This is a genomic window from Paenibacillus sp. CMM36 (assembly GCF_053570945.1).
The window spans coordinates 105,872-127,426 of the sequence record NZ_JBSEDY010000014.1 but is presented as its reverse complement, the minus strand read 5'-3'; the positions used below and the strand labels follow the sequence as shown (position 1 = coordinate 127,426).

8 protein-coding genes are annotated in these 21,555 nt (G+C 48.0%); 5 read left to right on the top strand and 3 right to left on the bottom strand.

Annotated features, from left to right (window positions below; genetic code table 11):
- From ACWA2B_RS22710 to ACWA2B_RS22695, 4 genes are all read left to right on the top strand, one after another.
- Window positions 1–1,493, top strand: a 1,493-nt coding sequence (locus tag ACWA2B_RS22710) for a condensation domain-containing protein (RefSeq protein WP_449292638.1), incomplete at its 5' end; no start/stop codon positions are given.
- A 164-nt stretch (window positions 1,494–1,657) separates the two neighbouring features.
- Complete coding sequence (locus ACWA2B_RS22705; RefSeq protein ID WP_449292637.1) at window positions 1,658–12,877, top strand: amino acid adenylation domain-containing protein; 11,220 nt, start codon at window positions 1,658–1,660, stop codon at window positions 12,875–12,877.
- 266 nt (window positions 12,878–13,143) lie between these two features.
- On the top strand, window positions 13,144–15,045 hold the full coding sequence (locus ACWA2B_RS22700) for a serine hydrolase domain-containing protein (RefSeq protein ID WP_069011683.1): 1,902 nt from the start codon (window positions 13,144–13,146) through the stop codon (window positions 15,043–15,045).
- Between the two features lie 99 nt (window positions 15,046–15,144).
- The gene (locus ACWA2B_RS22695; RefSeq protein WP_449292636.1) at window positions 15,145–18,201 is read left to right on the top strand and encodes an endonuclease; all 3,057 of its coding nucleotides are present in this window, start codon (window positions 15,145–15,147) and stop codon (window positions 18,199–18,201) included.
- 220 nt (window positions 18,202–18,421) lie between these two features.
- Here the strand turns inward: ACWA2B_RS22695 and ACWA2B_RS22690 are convergent, their stop codons facing one another.
- Window positions 18,422–18,781, bottom strand: coding sequence for a hypothetical protein (locus tag ACWA2B_RS22690; RefSeq protein ID WP_029514846.1), 360 nt, complete (start codon window positions 18,779–18,781; stop codon window positions 18,422–18,424).
- A gap of 365 nt (window positions 18,782–19,146) precedes the next feature.
- Here ACWA2B_RS22690 and greA point away from each other — a divergent pair, with 365 nt between their 5' ends.
- The gene (gene greA, locus ACWA2B_RS22685; RefSeq protein WP_013310174.1) at window positions 19,147–19,626 is read left to right on the top strand and encodes a transcription elongation factor GreA; all 480 of its coding nucleotides are present in this window, start codon (window positions 19,147–19,149) and stop codon (window positions 19,624–19,626) included.
- 134 nt (window positions 19,627–19,760) lie between these two features.
- Here the strand turns inward: greA and ACWA2B_RS22680 are convergent, their stop codons facing one another.
- Window positions 19,761–20,300: a transcription repressor NadR gene (locus ACWA2B_RS22680; protein WP_029514848.1), complete on the bottom strand. Its 540-nt coding sequence runs from the start codon at window positions 20,298–20,300 to the stop codon at window positions 19,761–19,763.
- Window positions 20,297–21,451 carry an IscS subfamily cysteine desulfurase gene (locus tag ACWA2B_RS22675; RefSeq protein WP_069011676.1) on the bottom strand — a complete coding sequence of 385 codons (1,155 nt, stop codon included), beginning with the start codon at window positions 21,449–21,451 and terminating at the stop codon, window positions 20,297–20,299. Before ACWA2B_RS22675 ends, ACWA2B_RS22680 begins: the two co-directional genes overlap by 4 nt.
- Between the last annotated feature and the right edge of the window lie 104 nt (window positions 21,452–21,555).

Genomic DNA, 21,555 nt, shown 5'->3' with positions numbered 1-21,555 from the left:
GGCACTCCCTGCGGGCAACGACGCTGGTGGCCAAAATCCATCAGGAACTGGACAGCCGGATTACGCTGCGTGAGGTGTTCCAACACTTTACGATTGAGCAGCAAGCCCAGCTCATCGCAACGCACGGCACAGACACCTATACGGTGATTCCTGCGGCGGCGCAACAGGCATACTACCCGGTTTCCTCGGCTCAAAAACGACTGTACATTTTGAGCCATCTGGAAGGTGGGGATCTCAGCTACAATATGCCGGGTGTATTAACCGTGGAGGGACCGCTTCAGGCCGATCGGCTGGAGGATGCGTTCCGTCAGTTAATAGCTCGCCATGAAACGCTGCGGACTTCCTTTGAAATGCTGGAAGGCGAGGTCGTACAGCGGGTGTACGATCAAGTGGAGTTTGCAGTAGAGCACCTGCAAGCCAGGGAGTCCGAAGCCGATGCCTATATCGAGTCCTTTGTACGCAGCTTTGACCTTCGCCAGGCACCACTGCTGCGTGTCCGTCTTATTCAAACCGGACCAGAGCGCCATCTCCTGATGTACGACATGCACCATATTATTTCAGACGGTGTATCGTCGAACAATATCGTGCAGGAGTTGGTACAACTGTACGAAGGACAGGCATTGGAGCCGCTGCAAATTCAGTACAAAGACTACGCCGTGTGGCAGCAGCAGGAGATGCAGCGTGAATCATACCAACGCCGGGAACACTTCTGGCTGGAGCATTTAGCTGGAGAGTTGCCGGTACTGAATTTGCCAATTGCTTATCCTAGACCTGCTGTTCGCAGCTTCGAAGGTGCGATGTATGAATTTACAGTGGACGCGAATGTATCCGAGCAACTGCACCGAATTGCGACACAAACCGGAAGTACACTGTACATGGTGCTGTTGAGCGCCTACACCGTTCTGCTGTCCAAATACAGCGGTCAGGACGATTTGATCATCGGTACGCCAGTAGCAGGCCGCTTGTTGCCTGAGCTGGAGCCACTGATCGGAATGTTCGTCAATACGCTAGCCATCCGGCATCAGCCGAAGGGCAACCAAACGTTCCACAGCTACTTGCAGGAAGCCAGAGATCGTACGCTGCAAGCCTTTGAGCATCAGGATTATCCACTGGAAGAGTTGGTGGAAAAGCTGGATGTAGCACGGGATGCAAGCCGTAACCCGTTGTTTGACACCATGTTTGTACTGCAAAATACAGAGTCGCAGGAAACGAAGCTAGAAACGCTGTCCTTCAGTCCATATGTTCAGGAGCACAGCATCTCCAAATTCGATTTGACCTTGTCTATGAGTGATGAAGACGGGGAAATCAAGGGTTCGTTTGAATATTGCACGAAGCTGTTTGGGGCCGACGCTATTGAGAGATTAACCAGAGATTTGATAGCGATCCTGTCCCAGATTGGAATCGATCCAGATTTGCTGTTAGGCGATATTCAGGTTAACTCGGACGAGCGGCCGGAAGGCTTCTCACCGGATTCCATCGACTTTGTTTTTTAAATCCGTTTTCTAAAATGCAATGAGTTCACTTTGCGTGTGCAGAGGGCGGCGGCTTGTCCGACTGCCCTTGCCTGCAAAGTATTCTTTTTCTGACACAACGCTCATGTACGTAACAACGCACCATCCAACCGGGGAACAGGCCCCGAGAAGCAGGAGGGATGTCATTGAAAGCCTTATTTGAGAAGGAAAAAAATTACTGGAGTCATAAACTGGAATCTGAGGATCATACCATCTGCCTACCATACACTAACCATGTGTCCAGAAGTACAACTGTAACGAGTTTAAATTCCCATATGTACACGCTCACATTTCCAACTGAAATTTCCCAAAGAATATCATCTATAACAGGTGGCGCTCCATGGGCCGTGTTTATGGTCCTGCTTGCTGGAGTAGAGAGCTTATTGCATAAATACACAGGTGAGGAACGTGTGCTGCTGGGCATTCCGGTAGCCAAGTCTAGCAACGGTGCTACAAAGCCGATCAACCATCTACTTTTATTGAAAAATACGCTGGATTCCAGCACAACCTTCAAAGCCTTGCTGTCTCAAATCAAAACCTCTGTCGGCGAAGCTATTGAACATCAAAACATTCCTTTTTGGAACTATTCTGAATTACTTGACATTCAACGTGATGAGGATGGAAAGCCTCTTATTCACACCACAGTATCCTTGCGAAATATTCATATTTCTGATTTTTTGGATCACGTACAATCTGAACTAGATTTCCAGTTTCAATGGGAACATGAAGCGGTTTCCCTAAACGTAAAGTATAGTAGCGACCGTTATAGCGAGACGACGATTGAGCACTTTGTTGAGCAGCTTCTGCGGCTGTACACTATTGTTTTGCAGCAGCCAGAGTTGGCGATTTCCACAGCACAAGTGCTGTCAGAGCAAGAAATAGAGCAGCTGCTCCATACCTTCAACGATACAAATGTGGATTATCCACGTCATGCGTCTATTCATGAATTGTTCGAGAAACAGGCGAAGCAGACACCACAGCAGGTGGCGGTAGTGTATGGGCAAGATAGCCTAACCTATGCAGAATTGAATGAAAAGGCCAACCGACTGGCTCATTCTTTACGTAAGCAGGGAATCCGCACCGAGCAGACGGTCGGCATTGTAGCTGAACGCTCGATTGAGATGATTGTCGGTATGCTCGGAATTCTCAAAGCAGGTGGAGCGTATGTACCCATTGATTCTGATTACCCGGATGAGCGTGTACGCTATTTGCTGAAGGATTCCGGTGCGGACATACTGCTCGTGCAGCGAATGGAACATCGGCCCACTGATTTTAAGGGAATGGTGCTTGACCTTAGCAATGCCGCAATTTATGGAACGGATGATGCTGATCGTTACGATCCCATTTTGTCGAATGAGCACGGGACGAATACTGATTCGGGATACGTGGACTGCCTAGATCCGTTCTACTCCATTTCCGCCAGTCCCGAACTTGCTTCTACGACAACCATACAACCAGAAATCATGCAACCAAAAGCTACGCGATCAGAACAAGCAGAACCAGAACAAATACAGCAGACTTATGCAGCTAAAGAACAACCACAGGCGAGCGCAGCTGGTCGCTTGGCCTATATTATGTACACCTCAGGGACTACAGGCCAGCCCAAAGGGGTTATGGTGGAGCACCGTAATGTCGTGCGTTTGGTGACAAACACAAACTATGCACGCTTGAATGCCGACACACGCATTTTGCAGACCGGGTCTGTTGTCTTTGACGCGTCCACCTTCGAAGTTTGGGGTGCGCTATTGAACGGTGGACAGCTGGTGCTGGTGAGTCAGGATGTTATTTTGGACGCGCCCAAGCTCAAGGAAGTTGTCCGCAATCACGGCATTACCACGATGTGGCTGACCGCACCACTCTTTAATCAGCTATCCCAGCAGGACTTGGAACTATTTGAGGGGATGCGGGAGCTATTGGTCGGTGGTGATGTGCTGTCCGTACCGCATATTAATCGGGTATTGGAAGCCCATCCGAATCTACATATTATTAACGGCTACGGTCCGACGGAAAATACGACTTTTTCTACCACACAAGCCATTACTGGCGTTCAATCGGGGTCTGTGCCCATTGGTAGCCCGATCTATAACTCGACGGCATATGTCGTGGACGGTTCGATGCAGCTCCAGCCTGTTGGAGCGTGGGGGGAACTGATTGTCGGCGGTGACGGGGTAGCTCGCGGATACCGCAACCGCCCAGAACTGACGACCGAAAAGTTCATTGACAGCCCGTTCCGTGGTGGCGAACGCTGCTATCGAACAGGGGACCTGGTGCGTTGGAATGCGGACGGGACGCTGGAATATAAGGGACGGATCGACGCGCAGGTAAAAATCCGGGGCTACCGGATCGAGCTGGGCGAGGTGGAAGCACAGCTGTTGAAGCTGGAGGCAGTCCGAGAAGCTGTTGTAATTGCACATGAAGATGAACAGGGGCAAAAGCTGCTCTGCGCATATGTGGTCACCCATGCGGAAGTAGCGACAAGTGAGCTGCGTAGCGCTTTGAGTCAGGAGCTGCCGGGCTACATGGTACCGTCGTATTTTGTACAGCTAGAGCAATTGCCACTGACGCCCAACGGCAAGGTGGATCGCCGAGCGTTGCCACAGCCAGAGGGAGGTGTAGGCTCAGGCGCAGAATATGTACCTCCTCAAAATCAATTACAAACACAACTGGCTAGCATCTGGAAAGATGTGCTTGAGCTTGAGCGCATTGGCATTAAGGATAACTTTTTTGAGGCAGGAGGACATTCCCTGCGGGCGACACATGTCATATCACTCATCTATAAGGAATTGCATAGAAATGTGCAGCTAAAGGATCTGTTCCAGCATCCGACCATTGAACAGCTGGCGCAGGTTATTGAAGCACTGGAGCAAACCACTTATGAATCCATCCCTGTTACGGAGAATAAGCCATTTTATGCGGTCTCTTCGGCTCAAAAACGGATGTATATCCTCAATCAGCTTGATGGAGCGGGAATTAGCTATAACATACCTGGTGTCCTAACTCTGACCGGTTCACTTGATCACAAGGCACTGGATAGTGCATTCCGTCAGCTTATTGATCGCCATGAAACATTGCGCACAAGTTTTGAGACCATGAACGGTGAACCTGTCCAGCGAGTACATGACGAGGTTCCTTTTTGCATGGAATTGACTAATGCTCACGGAGCTACCCCAAAGGAAACGGATGAGCTGGTACGTAACTTTGTCCAACCATTCGATCTGAGGCAGGCTCCGTTATTCCGAGTTGGTTTGGTTGAAACAGACCCAGAGCATCATATTTTGCTCATGGATATGCATCATATCATTTCGGACGGCACCTCTATAAATGTACTAATTCAGGACTTCATTCATTTATATGCAGGCGACACGCTGCCCTCGTTACGCATTCAGTATAAAGACTACGCCGCTTGGCAACAGAAGCAGCAGCAAAGTGAACGCTACCGGGAACAGGAAAACTACTGGCTCAATACCTTCGCAGGAGAGCTACCAGTGCTTGATCTACCGACTGATTATCCACGGCCAGCGGTGAGAAGCTTTGAAGGAGATGTGCTGGAATTTACGCTTGACCAACGACAAAGCGCAGGCTTAAAAAGCATTGCGGTGCAGACGGAATCGACATTATATATGGTGCTGTTGGCAGCCTATTCGGCTTTGCTTAGCCACTATAGCGGGCAGGAGGATATTATTGTCGGTTCGCCAATTGCAGGGCGGCCCCATGCGGATCTTGGCAGTCTGATCGGGATGTTCGTGAATACACTGGCAATCCGTAATTATCCAGAAGGCGGGAAAACGTTCCGCGATTATGTGTTGGAGGTCAAGGAAAACGCGTTAAAGGCTTTTGAACATCAGGATTATCCGTTTGAAGAGCTAGTGGAGAAGCTGGGCGTGGATCGAGATTTAAGCCGTAATCCGTTATTTGATACCATGTTTGCACTACAAAACATAGAGCAAAAAGAGCAGCAGCTGGCGGGGCTGCAACTGGCATCTTATCCAAGTGAGCAAACGACGGCCAAATTTGATTTGAGTCTGTTCGCAGTGGAGGATGGAGAACAAATTTCCTGTGCTCTTCAATACGGAACTCGGCTGTACAAACGAGAAACCATTGAACGACTGACTGAACATTTGCAGCAGCTTATCAATGCGGTTACTCAACAGCCGGATATCGCTCTTTCGGCTATAGAAATGGTTTCGGCCCAAGAAAAAGAGCTGCTTGTGCAGAGATTCAATGATACGGTAGCAGACTATCCGTATCCACGAGATCAAGCACTGCATGTGCTGTTCGAGGAACAGGTAGCGCAATCACCTGATCGGCTGGCCATCACCTTTGCGAACATGCAGCTTACCTACCGTGAGCTGAATGAACGTGCCGACCGTCTGGCACGCATTCTCGCTTCCCATGGGATACGGCGCGGTTCCGAGCCAGAGACACAGCGAGTAGCAATTATGGCTGAACGCTCCATTGAAATGGTCGTCGGTATGCTGGCGATCTTGAAGGTCGGAGGGGCTTACGTTCCCATTGATCCCGATTATCCTGAGGAGCGTATCCGTTATTTACTGGAGGATTCCGGTGCGGGGCTGTTACTGTTACAACGACGTGAGCAGATGCCTTTTGAACCCGGCATTCCGGTCATCGATTTGAGTGATGAACAACGATGGAGTACCAAATCTGAATTTGACGCTCATACGGATGGAACACTTCCGATTACAACAGGGGGATCTTCCTCGGATCTTGCGTATGTGATCTACACCTCTGGTACGACAGGCAAGCCGAAGGGCGTGATGATTGAGCACCGTAATGTCGTGCGCCTAGTGAAAAACAAAAGCTATGCCACGCTTGATGAAAATACACGTATGCTGCAATTGGGCGCAGTTGTGTTCGATGCCTCCACATTTGAAATCTGGGGAACGCTGCTGAACGGGGGACAACTGTATGTGGTAAGTCATGACACTATTCTGGATGCCTCCAAGCTCAAACAGGCAATTGACAAGTATCGTGTTAACACGATGTTCATGACCACGGCTTTATTCAATCAGTATTCGCAGCAAGAAATCGGAGTGTTTGCGTCCTTGAAGGAGTTGCTCGTGGGTGGTGATGTGTTGTCTGTACCGCACGTCAATCGTGTGTTGAAGGAGTACTCGCAGCTTCGCCTAGCCAATATTTATGGGCCGACTGAGAACACCACCTTTTCCACCATCTATGACATTACAGAACCGCAAACCCAGGCTATTCCCATTGGACGTCCAATTGATCACTCGACCGCTTATGTGGTCAATCGTTCGTTGAAGCTGCAACCTATCGGGGCCTGGGGGGAACTGATCGTCGGTGGTGATGGTGTTGGGCGTGGATATCTGAATCGACCCGAGCTTACGGCGGAAAAATTTATTGAAAGTCCATTCCGGTCTGGAGAATATTGCTATCGTACAGGGGACTTAGTGCGTTGGCGTGCTGATGGTGTACTGGAGTACAAGGGAAGAATGGATGAACAGGTCAAAATTCGCGGCTACCGCATTGAACTGGGTGAAATTGAAACCCGTTTGTCCACGATTCCAGGTGTGAAGGAATCAGTTGTTACCGTGCGGCAGGACGATCACGGACAAAAACAGCTATGTGCCTATTTTGTAACAGATAGCGAACTGAGCGCCAGCGACTTACGTAACATTTTGTCGCAGGATCTGCCTGGCTATATGGTGCCGTCCTACTTTGTGCAGCTCTCCAGACTGCCTTTGACGCTGAATGGCAAAGTAGACCGCAGGGCACTGCCCGCACCTGAGCACAATCTCGATACAGGTATGGACTATGTGGCACCCGAGACGGATGTCCAACAGGCACTGGCTACAGCTTGGGGAGCCATTCTTGGTATCCCGAAAGTCGGAATACAGGATAACTTTTTCCATTTGGGTGGTGACTCCATCAAGGCCATTCAAGTATCGTCCCGCTTATTTCAGGCTGGATACAAGCTGGAAATGAAGGACTTGTTCAAATACCCGACAATTGCAGGACTAAGCACATATATTCAGCCTGTTAACCGAATAGCCGAGCAGGGCGAGGTTACAGGAAATGTAGTGCTTACACCGATTCAGCGCTGGTTTTTTGAACAGCCAACGGGAGAACCACACTATTTTAACCAATCTGTCATGCTCTATCGTCAGGAAGGCTATGACGAACAGGCACTACGGCGGGCGCTCCATCAGATTACATCGCACCATGATGCACTGCGTATGGTTTTTAGTTTGTCGGAGAACGGATGTACAGCATGGAACCGCAGTGTAGAGGAAGGCGAACCGTACCATCTAGAGTGCTTTGATTATAATGACAGCGATGTAAACCAGCAAGATTTGGCGAAGATAATTGAAGCGAAGTGCAATGAAATTCAATCTGGTATTTCTCTAAGTGAAGGTCCGCTGATGAGACTGGGGCTGTTCCGTTGCCCGGATGGAGATCATCTGCTGGTCGTGATTCATCATTTGGCGGTGGACGGGGTATCTTGGCGCATTTTATTCGAGGATTTGGCGACTGCCTATGATCAAGCTTCCAAGGGTGAACAGGTGATTCAGCTGCCTCATAAAACAGATTCGTTCCAAACATGGGCCGAGCAGCTGCACGCTTATGCCAACAGCCCAGCTATGGAACGTGAGCAAGCGTATTGGGGGAAACTTGCACAAGCGGAACGGACTCCTTTGCCGCAGGATTACGGGTATAATGAGCACGAAAAGCCATTGATTGGCGATAGTGAATCGGTTACTGCTTTGTGGACACACGCAGAGACAGAGCAGCTGCTCAAACAGGCCAATCGTGCCTACCGTACAGAAATTAATGACCTGTTGCTAACGGCGGTAGGAATGGCATTGCAAGCATGGAGTGGAAATGATCGGTTCCTGATTAATCTGGAGGGACATGGACGTGAAGCCATTTTACCAGAGGTGGACATTACCCGGACGATAGGGTGGTTTACAAGCCAATATCCTGTTTTGCTCGATATGCCTGAAGAACTGGCACTTTCGCAACGGATTAAGCGGGTGAAGGAAGGACTGCGCGGCATCCCGCAAAAAGGGATTGGCTACGGTGTACTGAAATACTTAGCCGATCATCAGACACAGGCACCGGAGGCATCTCCAGCCCTATTTACGACAGACCCCGAAATCAGCTTTAACTATTTGGGACAGTTCGATCAGGATATGAAAGGGAACGACTTGCAATCATCCTCATATGAGGGTGGGATGCCGCTGAGCCCGACCATGGCTCGAACGTATACGCTGGATTTTGGTGGCATCATTTCGGGAGGTCAACTGGGTCTGACGATTAGCTATAGCCGTACCAGCTATAGACCGGAGACGATCGAGCGATTGGCGAAATTACTGGAATCGAGCCTGCGCGAAATTTTGGTGCATTGCATCCATAAAGAACACCCGGAGCTTACCCCAAGTGATATTTCCTATAAAGGAATGAGTGTGGAGGGCTTGGACAGCCTCTTATCTGAAATGGGTGCTGCAGGTGAGATCGACAATGTATATGCACTGACCCCGATGCAGAAAGGGATGCTGTTTCACAGCCAGCTAGATAGTCAAGCAGCCGCGAATGACGCGTATTTTGAGCAGGTTTCTTATGATATGCGAGGTCAGATGGACATTCGGGCTTTTGCAGAAAGCCTGAATATTCTGGTTCGGCGACATGAGGCGCTGCGTACACATTTTTATTTTGGCAGAGATACGGAACCGTTGCAGGTGGTGTATCGAAATCAGGATTGCGGCTTTCAATATGAAGATTTACACCATCTGGAGAAGGATGAAATAGATACCCGGGTGAAAAATTTCAAGCTACAAGATAAAGCACGAGGCTTTGATCTGCGTAGGGATGTTCTGCTGCGTGTAGCGATTTTACGTACCGGAGAAGACAGCTATCATTTTGTATGGAGCTTCCATCATATCGTCATGGACGGCTGGTGTCTGTCCCTTATAAATAAAGAAGTGTTTGAAAGCTATGCAGCACTTCAGGAGGGCAGAGTACCAGAGCTAGCACCCGCAGTGCCGTACAGCCGCTTTATTGAATGGCTCGAAGCACAGGATCGCAAGGCGGCAACCGACTACTGGAGCAGCTATTTATCCGGATATGAGCAGCAAACAGCATTACCAGCTGTAAAATCCGGTCGCAAGAGTGGAGGCAACACGGCTAGTGATTGGGTGACGGTTTTGGAACGTGAGTTGACCCTCCGGGTGGAGGAGACGGCTAAGCGATATCAAGTGACCATGAATACGTTATTACAAACCGTCTGGGGGATTTTACTGCAAAAATATAACAACCACAGTGACGTCGTATTTGGCAGTGTCGTCTCAGGCCGTCCATCGGATATTATCGGGGTAGAGGATATTATCGGCTTGTTTATTAATACCATTCCTGTTCGCATCCTTAGTGAGGCAGGGGAATCTTTTGCAGAAGTTATGAAGAAAACGCAGGAGCAGGCTCTGGCTTCTCATGCGTATGATACGTATCCACTGTTTGAGATTCAGGCATTGACCGATCAGAAACAGGATTTAATTAACCATATTATGGTGTTTGAAAATTATCCGGTAGATGAGCAGGTCGAAGAACTGGGAAGTGACGGGCAGGAACTATTCCCGATCTCCAACGTGGTGGCTGCGGAGCAGACTAACTATGATCTGAGCTTAGTCGTTATGCCAGGAGAATGCATCAAGATTCGTTTTATGTATAATGCGTTAAGTTATGATCAAACAGGCATTAAGCGTCTGCATGGACATTTTGTGAATCTGTTGGAGCAAGTTTTGCTTAACCCGAATGTTTGCATAGAAGAGCTGGAACTGGTTACAGCGGCGGAAAAACAACAAATTACAGGAGAGTTTAATAACACTGCCTCTGCATATCCAAGCAATCACACGATCCAAAAATTGTTTGAGGAGCAGGCAGAGCGTACGCCGGATCATATTGCCGTCGCTTTGGGTCATCAATCATTGACCTACCGGGAGCTCAATGAGACAGCCAACCGATTAGCGCATACGCTGCGTGATGCAGGGGTGAAACCCGATGAACCTGTTGGCATTTTGACGGAGCGCTCGCTGGATATGATTACGGGAACACTCGCTATTTTGAAGGCTGGTGGCGCGTATGTGCCGGTAGATCCACAATATCCGGAGGACCGTATCCGTTATATGCTGGAGGACTCGGGAGCCAAACTGCTGCTGGCTCAACAAGATTTGCTGGATCGTTGCTATTTTGACGGACAGATTGTTAATCTGAATGAGGATACGTCCTACAGTGCAGATGCTTCCAATCTGGGTATAGATGGAGCGGGTAATCATGCTGCTTATGTTATTTATACCTCAGGCTCAACAGGTAAGCCTAAGGGTGTCGTTGTTGAGCATCAAAGTGTCGTGCGCCTTGTCCGCAATACCGATTATGTGCCATTTGATGAATCGACTCGAATGCTGCAGACTTGCGCGTTTGTATTTGATGTATCTACGTTTGAAATTTGGGGCGCGCTGCTGAACGGCGGTCAGCTTGTTCTTGTGCATAAGGATGATCTATTGGACGCGGCCAAGCTTAAAGAGACGATACGGGATCATCGCATCACCATGATGTGGCTGACCACACCGTTATTTAATCAGCTTTCACAGCAGGATAGTAAACTTTTCGGCGATGTGAAGTATTTGCTGGTTGGTGGTGATGTTTTGTCTGCACCCCATATTAACCGGGTTCTGCGTGATAATCCGGACATGAACATCATTAACGGCTATGGACCAACGGAAAATACAACCTTTTCGACGACGTATCACATTACGGAAGAACAGCTGGATTCTGTGCCGATCGGACGTCCCATCTGCAATTCGACGGCGTATGTTGTGGATTCGTCATTTAACCTGCAACCGGTCGGAGCCTGGGGTGAGCTGGTTGTCGGCGGAGACGGAGTTGCACGTGGTTATTTAAATCGTCCTGAGCTGACGGCTGAGAGATTTCTTGCTAACCCGTGGGTGGACGGAGATCTCCTGTACTGTACAGGAGATCTTGTTCGCTGGCGTGAAGACGGCATATTGGAATACGCCGGACGGATTGATCAACAGGTTAAAATTCGCGGTTACCGGATTGAGCTGGGCGAAGTGGAGGCGCGGCTGGCAAGTGTACCGTCCGTGCGGGATAGCGTCGTTATCGCTTTGCGGGATGGAACGGGTCAACAGCAATTATGTGCTTACTTCACTGCCGATGAACAGCTGACCGTCCGTGAGATTCGAGCTGCGATGTCGGCCAGTCTGCCGAGCTATATGATTCCATCCGCATTTGTACAACTGGATCGGCTTCCGCTGACGACAAACGGCAAAATCGATCGCAAAGCTTTACCTGTGCCGGACAAAGGGCTGCACACGGGTATAGAATATGTCGCCCCGCGAACCGATGTGGAGCAGTTGCTGGCATCCATTTGGCAGGAAGTGCTTGAAATTCCACAAGTGGGTATCCATGATGACTTTTTCACGTTGGGTGGACATTCCTTGAAAGTACTGGAGCTTATACGCAAAGTTCACCTTGCCACAGACATTGAGCTCCCCATCCGTAGTGTTATGGACTTCCCGACTATAGAAGAGCAGGCGCTCACATTATTGAAAGCGGATCTGGAATACAAGGCCGATAGTCCAATCATACGGTTGAATGAACACGGTCCGATCTCCATCTTCTGCTTTCCTCCTATGCTTGGATACGGGCTGTCGTTCGCGGAGCTGGCCAAACAACTGGATCAGGACGCAGTCGTGTATGGATTGGAGTTCGTGGATGATGCTGCCGATGAGCAGGCCATGCTGGCACGTTACGTTGATTTGATCGTCAGCACGCAAGCGCAAGGTCCGTATGTACTGCTTGGTTATTCCATAGGTGGTAATCTGGCGCATAAGGTTGCTGACACACTGGAACGTCAAGGTCATACCGTATCAGATATTTTTATGCTCGATTCGGTCAAAAGGGCGGAAGCCCTGCCCTTCACAGCTGAAGAAACAGAGCATGAAATTCATGACATGCTGGAACAGGTTCCCGACTCCTACCGTGAGCTGTTGAATGAAACGTACCAACGTAAAATGATCGCTTACGCGGTGTATGGCAACCAGCTTGTGAATACAGAGAGCGTTCAGGCGAATATTCACGGCTTTGTCGCCGTTGGATCGGAAACGGTGAGGGGTACAGGAGATAATCGACTTTTATGGAAAGACGCTACACAAGGTAGCTATGAAGAGCATAGCTTGATTGGTAATCATTATGAACTACTGGAACCCGGATTTATCGAGAAAAATGTAAAAAGTATCCGTGCCGCAATACAAAAGATAACTCGGAACACGGACAAAGACATGACACAAGATTTAGCACATCATAAATCTTGAAAATCTACGGTTGATGATTTTAAGAACTGAATCACTAATTTTTTAATCTGTAACACATGAATCCTGATCGACAGGTAAGATGCCGTCTGCTTACACGACTCGATCAGGATTCGCTTTATTATGTGCACTCCCGCGATGGGAAGTGCGATGATTCCATAGCGCCATGCTGATGGCTTCCATACGGAGTATAAATATCTGCTCGCTATGCAATCACCGCACGGTTCAAATCATTAAATCAACTTCATACGTAAGGATGGTACTTCAATATGAAGAATAAAGGCATTTGCTACCTATCCGCATTTTTAGCAGCGTTGTTTCTCTGGAACCTGCTCATTGCTCCGGCATGGGCAATAGACAGCATAACACCTAATTCATTGGAAAAAAAAGTGGACGATATCATGGTTACAAAATTGGAAAAATTGCATATTCCGGGGGCTGCGGTCGTCGTGACTCAGGGAACCCAAATTCTTTTTAGTAAAGGCTACGGATATGCAGATCTGGAGCGGAAAATGGCATTCGATCCAGCAAAGACCATTGTTCGTGTCGGCTCTCTAACCAAATCATTTAGTGCAAGCGCCACGATGCAGCTGGTTGAGCAAAACAAGCTTGATTTGAATGAAGACGTGAATAACTATCTCCACAGCTATAAAGCTACGCAATACCAGAATCAGCCTTTCAATTTGCATCAGCTTTTGACACATACCTCAGGATTGGATGAAGCGCTGTACGACATTAACAGCTCGACTCGGGCAGGCGTTTTACCCACAGAACAGTATCTCAGCACGTATTTTCAAAATCAGCCACCTATCCGCAAACCTGGAATTCAGTATGAATACAGTAATGTCGCCTTCGGTCTGATCGGTAATATCGTGGAGCAAGTAAGCGGTCAGGGACTGAATGATTACCTTCGTACACATCTGTTCCAGCCGATGAATATGCCCAGCGCGACACTGGAATTGCCGTTAAATCATCCTGCACAGGCCCAGTCGTATCAGTGGAAGGATGGAGCGTATTTGAAACAGCCTTTGTCGTATATCAATCTGCCCGGAGCAGGAGCGTTGAACGTCACACCCAACGAGTTTTCCCATTACTTGATCACTCATTTAAACCAAGGCAAGTATGAGGGCAAAGTGGTGCTCCAACCACATACGGTAAAAGTGATGCATGCGCAGCAATTTGCAGTCGATGCACGCCTGGATGGCGTGGGCTACGGATTTTTTCGTGGTCATTTGGAGACAGGAGTACCTATGCTGTGGGCTACCGGGGAAATTGATGATTTTATTTCCGAAATGGTACTGATTCCGTCACAAAAGATCGGTATTTTTGTGATCATTAATTCAGCTGACACGGACACTCTGCTTCATGGAAAAGTCATCGATGCGATAGCCCAAATGCTGCCCGCAAATCCGCAGGCCGCTTCTCAGTCACTGGCTCGTTCTACCACGCAAGTGAAGCTTTCGCCAGAGATTGAGGGCGTATATCAGGTGGATTCTAATCCTGTTCATGGGTGGGGAAAATGGATTCGAATACTGGGAAACATTACATACACCGTGCGAATTCAAGATGATCATACGTTAATTGTTAAAGGAAAATACCCAAATGAGAATGAAGCAACAGACAAAGTTTTTCAAGCAGCAGGCGATGGATTGTTTGTGGAAAAGGAGGGCCAGCTTAAAATTTTGCTGTATCAGGAAAACGGTACGTGGATGATGGTTGCCCCGGATAGTAAAACCATGAAGCAAACGACACTTTGGCACCGCACCTGGACTCTGCTTGTCAGCTATGCAGCCGCCTCCTTATTTTTCATCACAACCTTGCTGATTTGGATCGTAAGATATGTGATCAAAGCTATCCGTAAAACGAATAATCACATTTCGTCCAACCTTGCATTCATTGCGTCACTAAACACGATTTTTCTCGGAGTGCAGGTCGTCTATGGTAACAATCAGATCGTGTATGGCTATTCCGCGTGGTATATCTGGGGAATTTGCACACTGCCACTCATTTCAGCACTCATTGCCGTGTGGGTATTGATCGTGAATGGCGCAAAGCTGATTACAGGGGAAAGAAGAACCCGGGCTGCCGGGAAAATCCTATTTGCGGTGCTCACATTGCTGCATACAGTGTATCTCTTTTATTGGAATTTCCTTCCTATCCATTATTCCTAAAGATTTACAAAACAATGCATATTCGAACATAAATGAATGCTAAAATTTGTATCTGATGCCCCCCAGAAGGGCTTTAAACCAACAAACAGGAGGGAAAGAATGGGAATCTTTCGTCGTTTTACATCCCGTAGCTTCAAATATGCAACTGCTATGGTTTTCACTTTATCGTTGTATGCTGGTGTTGCGGGCAGCATGCAACCGGTACGGGCAGAAGGTCCGGCGGACCCAGCCCCCTTCATTGCAGCGAAAGTGGTCAATGAGAACGCTGGTAAAAAAGTGCTGTTTGATAATACTCATGGACAGACAGCTGGCGCAGCAGATTGGGTGATTGATGGTGGATTTTCAGACTTCGGCCAAGCCCTCGCGAGCAATGGCTATGATGTACACGAGCTTCGCCAATCTACGCCCATTACTTACAATGATCTAAAGAATTATGATGTATTTGTTACAGCAGAGCCGAATATTCCTTTTAAACAGAGCGAACAGGCTGCAATGGAGCAGTATGTAAAAGCAGGCAATAGTATTTTTTTCATTGGAGATCATTATAACGCGGACCGCAACAAGAATCGCTGGGACGGATCGGAGAGCATTAATGGCTATCGTCGTGGTGCATGGGAAGACCCTGCGAAGGGAATGAGTGCGGAAGAAAAAAGCTCGGCAGCAATGCAGGGCGTAGTCAGCTCAGATTGGCTGGGCAGCCAGTTTGGTGTGCGCTTTCGCTACAATGCATTAGGCGATATCACGGCCAATCAGATTGTCGAGCCAGCACAGGCGTTCGGCATTACAGCTGGAGTGAGTAATGTGGCAATGCATGCAGGATCAACACTCGCAATTATCGACCCAGCGAAAGCCAAGGGAATCGTATATCTTCCTAAAACCAATCAGGCTTGGGGCAACGCAGTAGATCAGGGCGTGTATAATGGAGGCGGCATTCCGGAAGGACCTTATGCAGCTGTATCGAAAGTAGGACTAGGCAAAGCTGCTTTCATTGGGGACTCGTCTCCTGTCGAAGATGCAACGCCAAAATATTTGCGCGAAGAGACAGGAACCAAGAAGACAACGTATGACGGCTTTAAGGAGCAGGATGACGCCGAGTTACTGGTCAATATCGTAGACTGGTTGTCCAAGAAGGAGGAGTATATCAGCCTGACGGAAGTGAAAAGCTTACAGCTGGACCAGCCGACGGCATTACTGCCTTTTGAAGAGCCACAGGCTTCCACGGAACCACAAGCCGAGCCTTGGTCCGCTCCCGCAGCTGGCTACAAATGGTGGGATCAGCGAACCTTCAAAGCAGGGTCCTATGGCGGACCTACAGCCAGTGCGCAGCCTGTGTACAACATCGTTCGTCAAGAGCAGCTGCCCAATGCACAGCCTTTTCAAATTCGAGTTACTGCCGATCAGCTGGCTCCCAATAGTACGATTAGCGGATTCAGCACAGGTATTTATATAGAGGGCGGCAATCAAGTAGCCCAGATTCAAAATCCGGATGGAAGCTGGCCAACCTCTTACGGCTATAGCGGAACATTTAGTCTGGAGTCCAACGGCAAAGGGCATGCCTATAAGGACTTGACGGTGCGAATCAAGCCGGGAACCAGTGGTTCAGCTAATCTTAGACTGAGGCAAAACGGCAGCAATCTGCTGACTCAATCCGTCGTGTTGGCTGATGTCCCGGCCCAGCCGTTGCCTGAGGAAGGCAATACGGTTCCAGCTCGTATCAGTGTCGCAGAAGCACGGAGTCTCCCGGCTGGTAAAGTCGTGACCTTAGAGGGTGTTGTGACGACAGAACCAGGTGTATTCGGTGGTCAAGCCTTTTACATGCAGGATGAAAGTGGCGGTATTTATGTATATCAGAACCAAAGCGGCTTTCACCAAGGGGATCGAGTAAAGCTTACAGCAAGCTTGGCACTGTTTAATAGTGAGCTAGAGTTAACCGATCCAGTGGCAATTGAAAAAACGGGAGAAGGACAACTTCCAGAAGCTGTACAAGTCACCCAACTCAGTGATGCGAGCCAAGGACAGTTGGTTGAGCTTCCTACGGCAATGATTCGTAATGTGATAGACGCGACTCCCGTAGGTTCGTTTGAATTTGATGCAGTATCAGGTGAAGTAAGTCACCATGTGCGTGTCGATGCACGTACAGGCTTAACACGGACAACTTTTCCATATCAAGAAGGACAGCACGTGAAGCTAAAAGGAATTTCGGCGATTTTCAAAGGGAATTATCAGTTGAAACCGCGTGGACTGGATGATTTTTCAGCTCAGGCAGGTGCAGAGTTGCAAGAAGTAGAGCTTTCACTGGATCAAACGACCCTCAACATTGGGGATACGGCAGTGACACATCTCAAGGGTACGCTGACAGATGGCAGCGAAGCAGATTTAAACCGCGCTTCTGTTCAGTATGTCAGCAGTCATGAATCCGTTTCGCTGGATACGTATGGAGAACTTAAGGCCCTAAAAGAGGGGAGCGCGGAGATTACAGCCAGCGTTACCTTGGATGGTAAAACGGTCGTATCCAATCCTGTAACTGTTAGAGTCGAAAAGACTGGTGTAGGTGAAGTGCCGAGTAAACCTGTGCTGTCGCATGATAACGGGCAGGACACTGGGCTGAAGGATGGCAATTACAACATCACTATGGATCTGTGGTGGGGTACGAATGGTGATGAACTCAAGTTGTACGAAAATGACAAGCTGATTGGCACTCAATCGTTGCAAGCGGCTTCTCCTGGAGCACAGCATGCAGTCATTCCTGTTACAGGTAAGACCAACGGTACCTACACGTATACTGCAGAACTGATCAACGCTTCTGGTAAAACGACCAGCGACCCGTTAACTGTCGAAGTGACCGATGCTTCTCCTGGCATTCCAGTGCTGTCTCATGACAATTGGGATGGTGATGGTGCCTATACTCTTGCTATGAACATGTGGTGGGGCACAAATGCGACGAAATACAACTTGTATGAAAACGGAAAGCTGATCGACGCGCAGGATCTGCTGAGCCAAAGTCCGCAGGCCCAAAGTGCAGTGACCAGCATCCAAAATCAAAAGCCGGGTACATATGAGTACCGGGCCGAGTTAGTCAATGCTTCAGGAGAAGTTTCTAGTCAAACGATAAGTGTAGAAGTAAAGGGCCATGAAGTAGAAATGATGGGCCGTTAAAAAGTAAGAGCATCTATTGACCTCGTGAGAGTCTATAGATGCTTTTTTATTTTTTACGAAGCGGGAATTATCATTTTAGGATTGGGTTGGCGAAGCGGAAAGTCCCTCTATATCTGAGGAGCCATAGAAGAACATGGCAACTAGAATCACAATAATGACAACCTCTGCAAAATATTCTCCATCAAACTCACTCACCACATAAGTCTCCTTTCGCCACTTGTTAATTATTTATTTTCTGTGAAAAGGCTTGTATCACCTGGTCCAGTGTCATATTCCCGTTATCATTTAAAAATTTCACCATATTATCGACATTGGATGGAGTGGATGCTAGTGTTTTGTATTTTCCTGTGAGTCCTAAAAACAATGTTGCTTGTCTGTATAAAGTCACCGAATCGACGTTTAGTTTTCCTGTTAGTAGGAGGGCTGCCACAAGGACCTCCACATTTTTTCCTTGAAGCGCGGAAAAGATAGCCGAATTACTGTTTAATCCATTTTTCTTTTGACCGTTAGGTGGGGATTTGGATTTACGATTCCCGTTTCCATTGCCATTCCCATTGCCGTTCTTTCCTAAGGAAGCCATTGAATCTTCCTCCCGCCATATACTGTTCTTGCCTGGTTTTTATGAAAATTCGGGACAAGGACAGCGGCACTACAGTGCTCATCAAAATACGTTATGATCATACGATATGCGAATAAGAGAGCATTGGTTACTATAAGAATCACCCTGGCTGAAGGCAGTTGGCTACTGTTATCCAGTAATTTATTTCGCATGTTGGTCCGATTTAGAGTAAACTACAATAAAGCAAGCCAAATGATCAATTGCATAAATCCCAGAGCGTTTTCAATCAGCAATGTTTAGACTAAAACGGTTTAGTTCGTTTATTGTATTTTTGAGCGTTGAATTGGAATTAAGCAAAATGCTGAAATAGGAGTTGTAGATAAAATATGTCGAATGAAGAAGTATTGTTAACTAAAGAGGGATTGGCCAAGCTGGAGGATGAGCTAAAGGAACTGAAGACCGTAAAACGCAAGGAGCTAGCCGAACGCCTTAAGTTGGCTATCAGCTACGGCGATTTGAAAGAAAATAGTGAGTATCACTCAGCCAAGGACGACCAAGCGTTTATGGAAACCCGCATTCTCATATTGGAGAAGATGCTGACCAAAGCCCGGGTCGTGGATGAGAGTAATTTAGACCTTAGAACCGTTAGTATTGGATCGACTGTCATTTTGAATGACATCGAATTTTCAGAAAAGATGGAATACAAAATTGTAAGTCCTGCTGAGGCGGATGTTCTTGATAACAAAATTTCCTATGAGAGTCCTTTAGGCAAGGCACTTTTGGGAAAAGAAGTGGGCAGTATCATTCATGTGGATGCACCCATGGCTGTAATTAAATATGAGCTGCTTGAAATTAAGCTCACATAGTTCATTCCCGATTCCCTTATATGAGGGGGCCGGGATTTTTTTATTTCTCGCTGCTTACATACCGTCCATGTGGAGCACAGTTGCACTCCACATACACTGGACAGGATTTTCTTTACTCCGCTAAGTGCACTAAGTTAGTCCGTCATTAGGAAGCCTGCTTGCTCCAATGCAGCGCAGGCATCATTAATTTTATCTTCATCCGAGGCATTCAAGGTGTGCAGGTGGATGCCTCCCGTCAGCTGGGACAAATAAGTGGCCTGGGTGGAGCTGATTTTACGGATAAAATCGTCCACTTCCTTGCGAGTTCCAACCCGTATCGGAGCAGTCAGATCCCCGTATACCGGATGCTCAACAATAACATCCTGCACACTTACACCGTAGTCCACAATCAGCTTTAGTTCCTCTTCTGTCTGTTCAGGTCGATGTTTACACACAATAATACGTGAGGCTAAGGGAGTTGCCTGACCCGCAGGCTCCATATAAATGTATCCTTGACTCGTTGCAAGGATAGGCTCTTGGCTTGCTTTTAACAGGGAAATATCCTGTACAATTACTTGTCGGGAGACGGAGGATCTGCGCGCCAGTTCGCTCCCGGTCAGTGGTGATTCGCTCTTGAGCCACAATAGTAGCTGTTCGCGGCGATCCGTACCTGACCGTTTTAAAGATTCAGTCAACGGGATAAGCTCCTTTCTTTTCGATGCGTCAGGTCTGTCAAAATATCTACCAATACATTCAATTCCTCGATGGTGGTCGTTCTTCCGAAAGAAACACGGATAAATTGTAACGCTTCACGGCCGGATGCTCCAAGCGCCTGTAAGGCAGGCGAAGGATCGTGGTGTCCGGCAGCACATGCGCTTCCAGTGGATATACAGACACCTCTGCGATTACATTCCAGCATAACATATTGTCCCTCGTAACCGTGAAAAAAACAGCCTACTATATGATGAAGCGCTGCTTTATTCTCGCTTTCCTGTACCACCCAACGTAACGGAATGGATCTTTCCCGAATTTTCGTAATAAAGTGTCTTCTCAGGGAAGCATATCGCTCCTGATGCGACTCCATCTGTTCGGTCATCATTTCTGCCGCCGCGACAAAGGCTGCAATCCCGGGAACATTAACCGTTCCAGGACGAAATCCGTTTTCATGTATTGTATCAGGGTACACGGGACGCCAAGGAGTTCCGGGTTTGAGATATGCAGCTCCGACGCCTTTGGGGCCATACACTTTATGGCTCGATACAGAGAGTGCATCTACTCCCATGGCTTCTACATCTACGAGAATATTCCCAAATGTCTGTACCGCATCACTATGCAGCAAAATACCCCGTTCGCGTAGCAGGGGAGATAAGGCAGCAAGGTCCTGAACCAATCCCGTTTCCGAATTGGCGTGTTGTACGGATACAAGTCCGGTGTTTTCTCTCAGGTGAGGTAAAAGAGCTTCACGAGTCACTCGTCCTTCCCGATCCGGTTGCACAATGGTCAGCTCATAGCCCTGACGTTCCAGCAAAGTGGCAAGGTTGTACATCGAGTGATGTTCCAAAGCGCTCATGATCCAATGCTTTTTATGCTGCGGCAACCCGTTCAGGATCGATTGCACAATCAGCATATTGGATTCTGTTCCCCCTGTCGTAAAATAGATGCCTTCCTTTTGCCCGCCAATCATATTTGCTATTCGTTGCCTGCTGTAATCCAGCGTGTAGGCTGCTTGACCGCCCGCATCATGAAGGCTGCTGGCATTTCCGAACATTTCCTTATTTAATACGTTAAACATATTTAAAGCTTCACCACACATAGGTGTAGAAGCGGCATAGTCGAGATAAATCACACCAAATCCTCCCTGCTTAAAAATAATTCCATTCAAAAACTCTTGAGATTATTGTAGGCATGTGTAAATATAAGTGTCAAGACACTTGTAAATATGAATGTACA

Coding starts and splice junctions, on each gene's coding strand:
- ACWA2B_RS22700 (WP_069011683.1), top strand. CDS start 13,144: ATGAAGAATAAAGGCATTTGCTACCTATCCGCATTTTTAGCAGCGTTG.
- ACWA2B_RS22695 (WP_449292636.1), top strand. CDS start 15,145: ATGGGAATCTTTCGTCGTTTTACATCCCGTAGCTTCAAATATGCAACT.
- ACWA2B_RS22690 (WP_029514846.1), bottom strand. CDS start 18,781: ATGGCTTCCTTAGGAAAGAACGGCAATGGGAATGGCAATGGAAACGGG.
- greA (WP_013310174.1), top strand. CDS start 19,147: ATGTCGAATGAAGAAGTATTGTTAACTAAAGAGGGATTGGCCAAGCTG.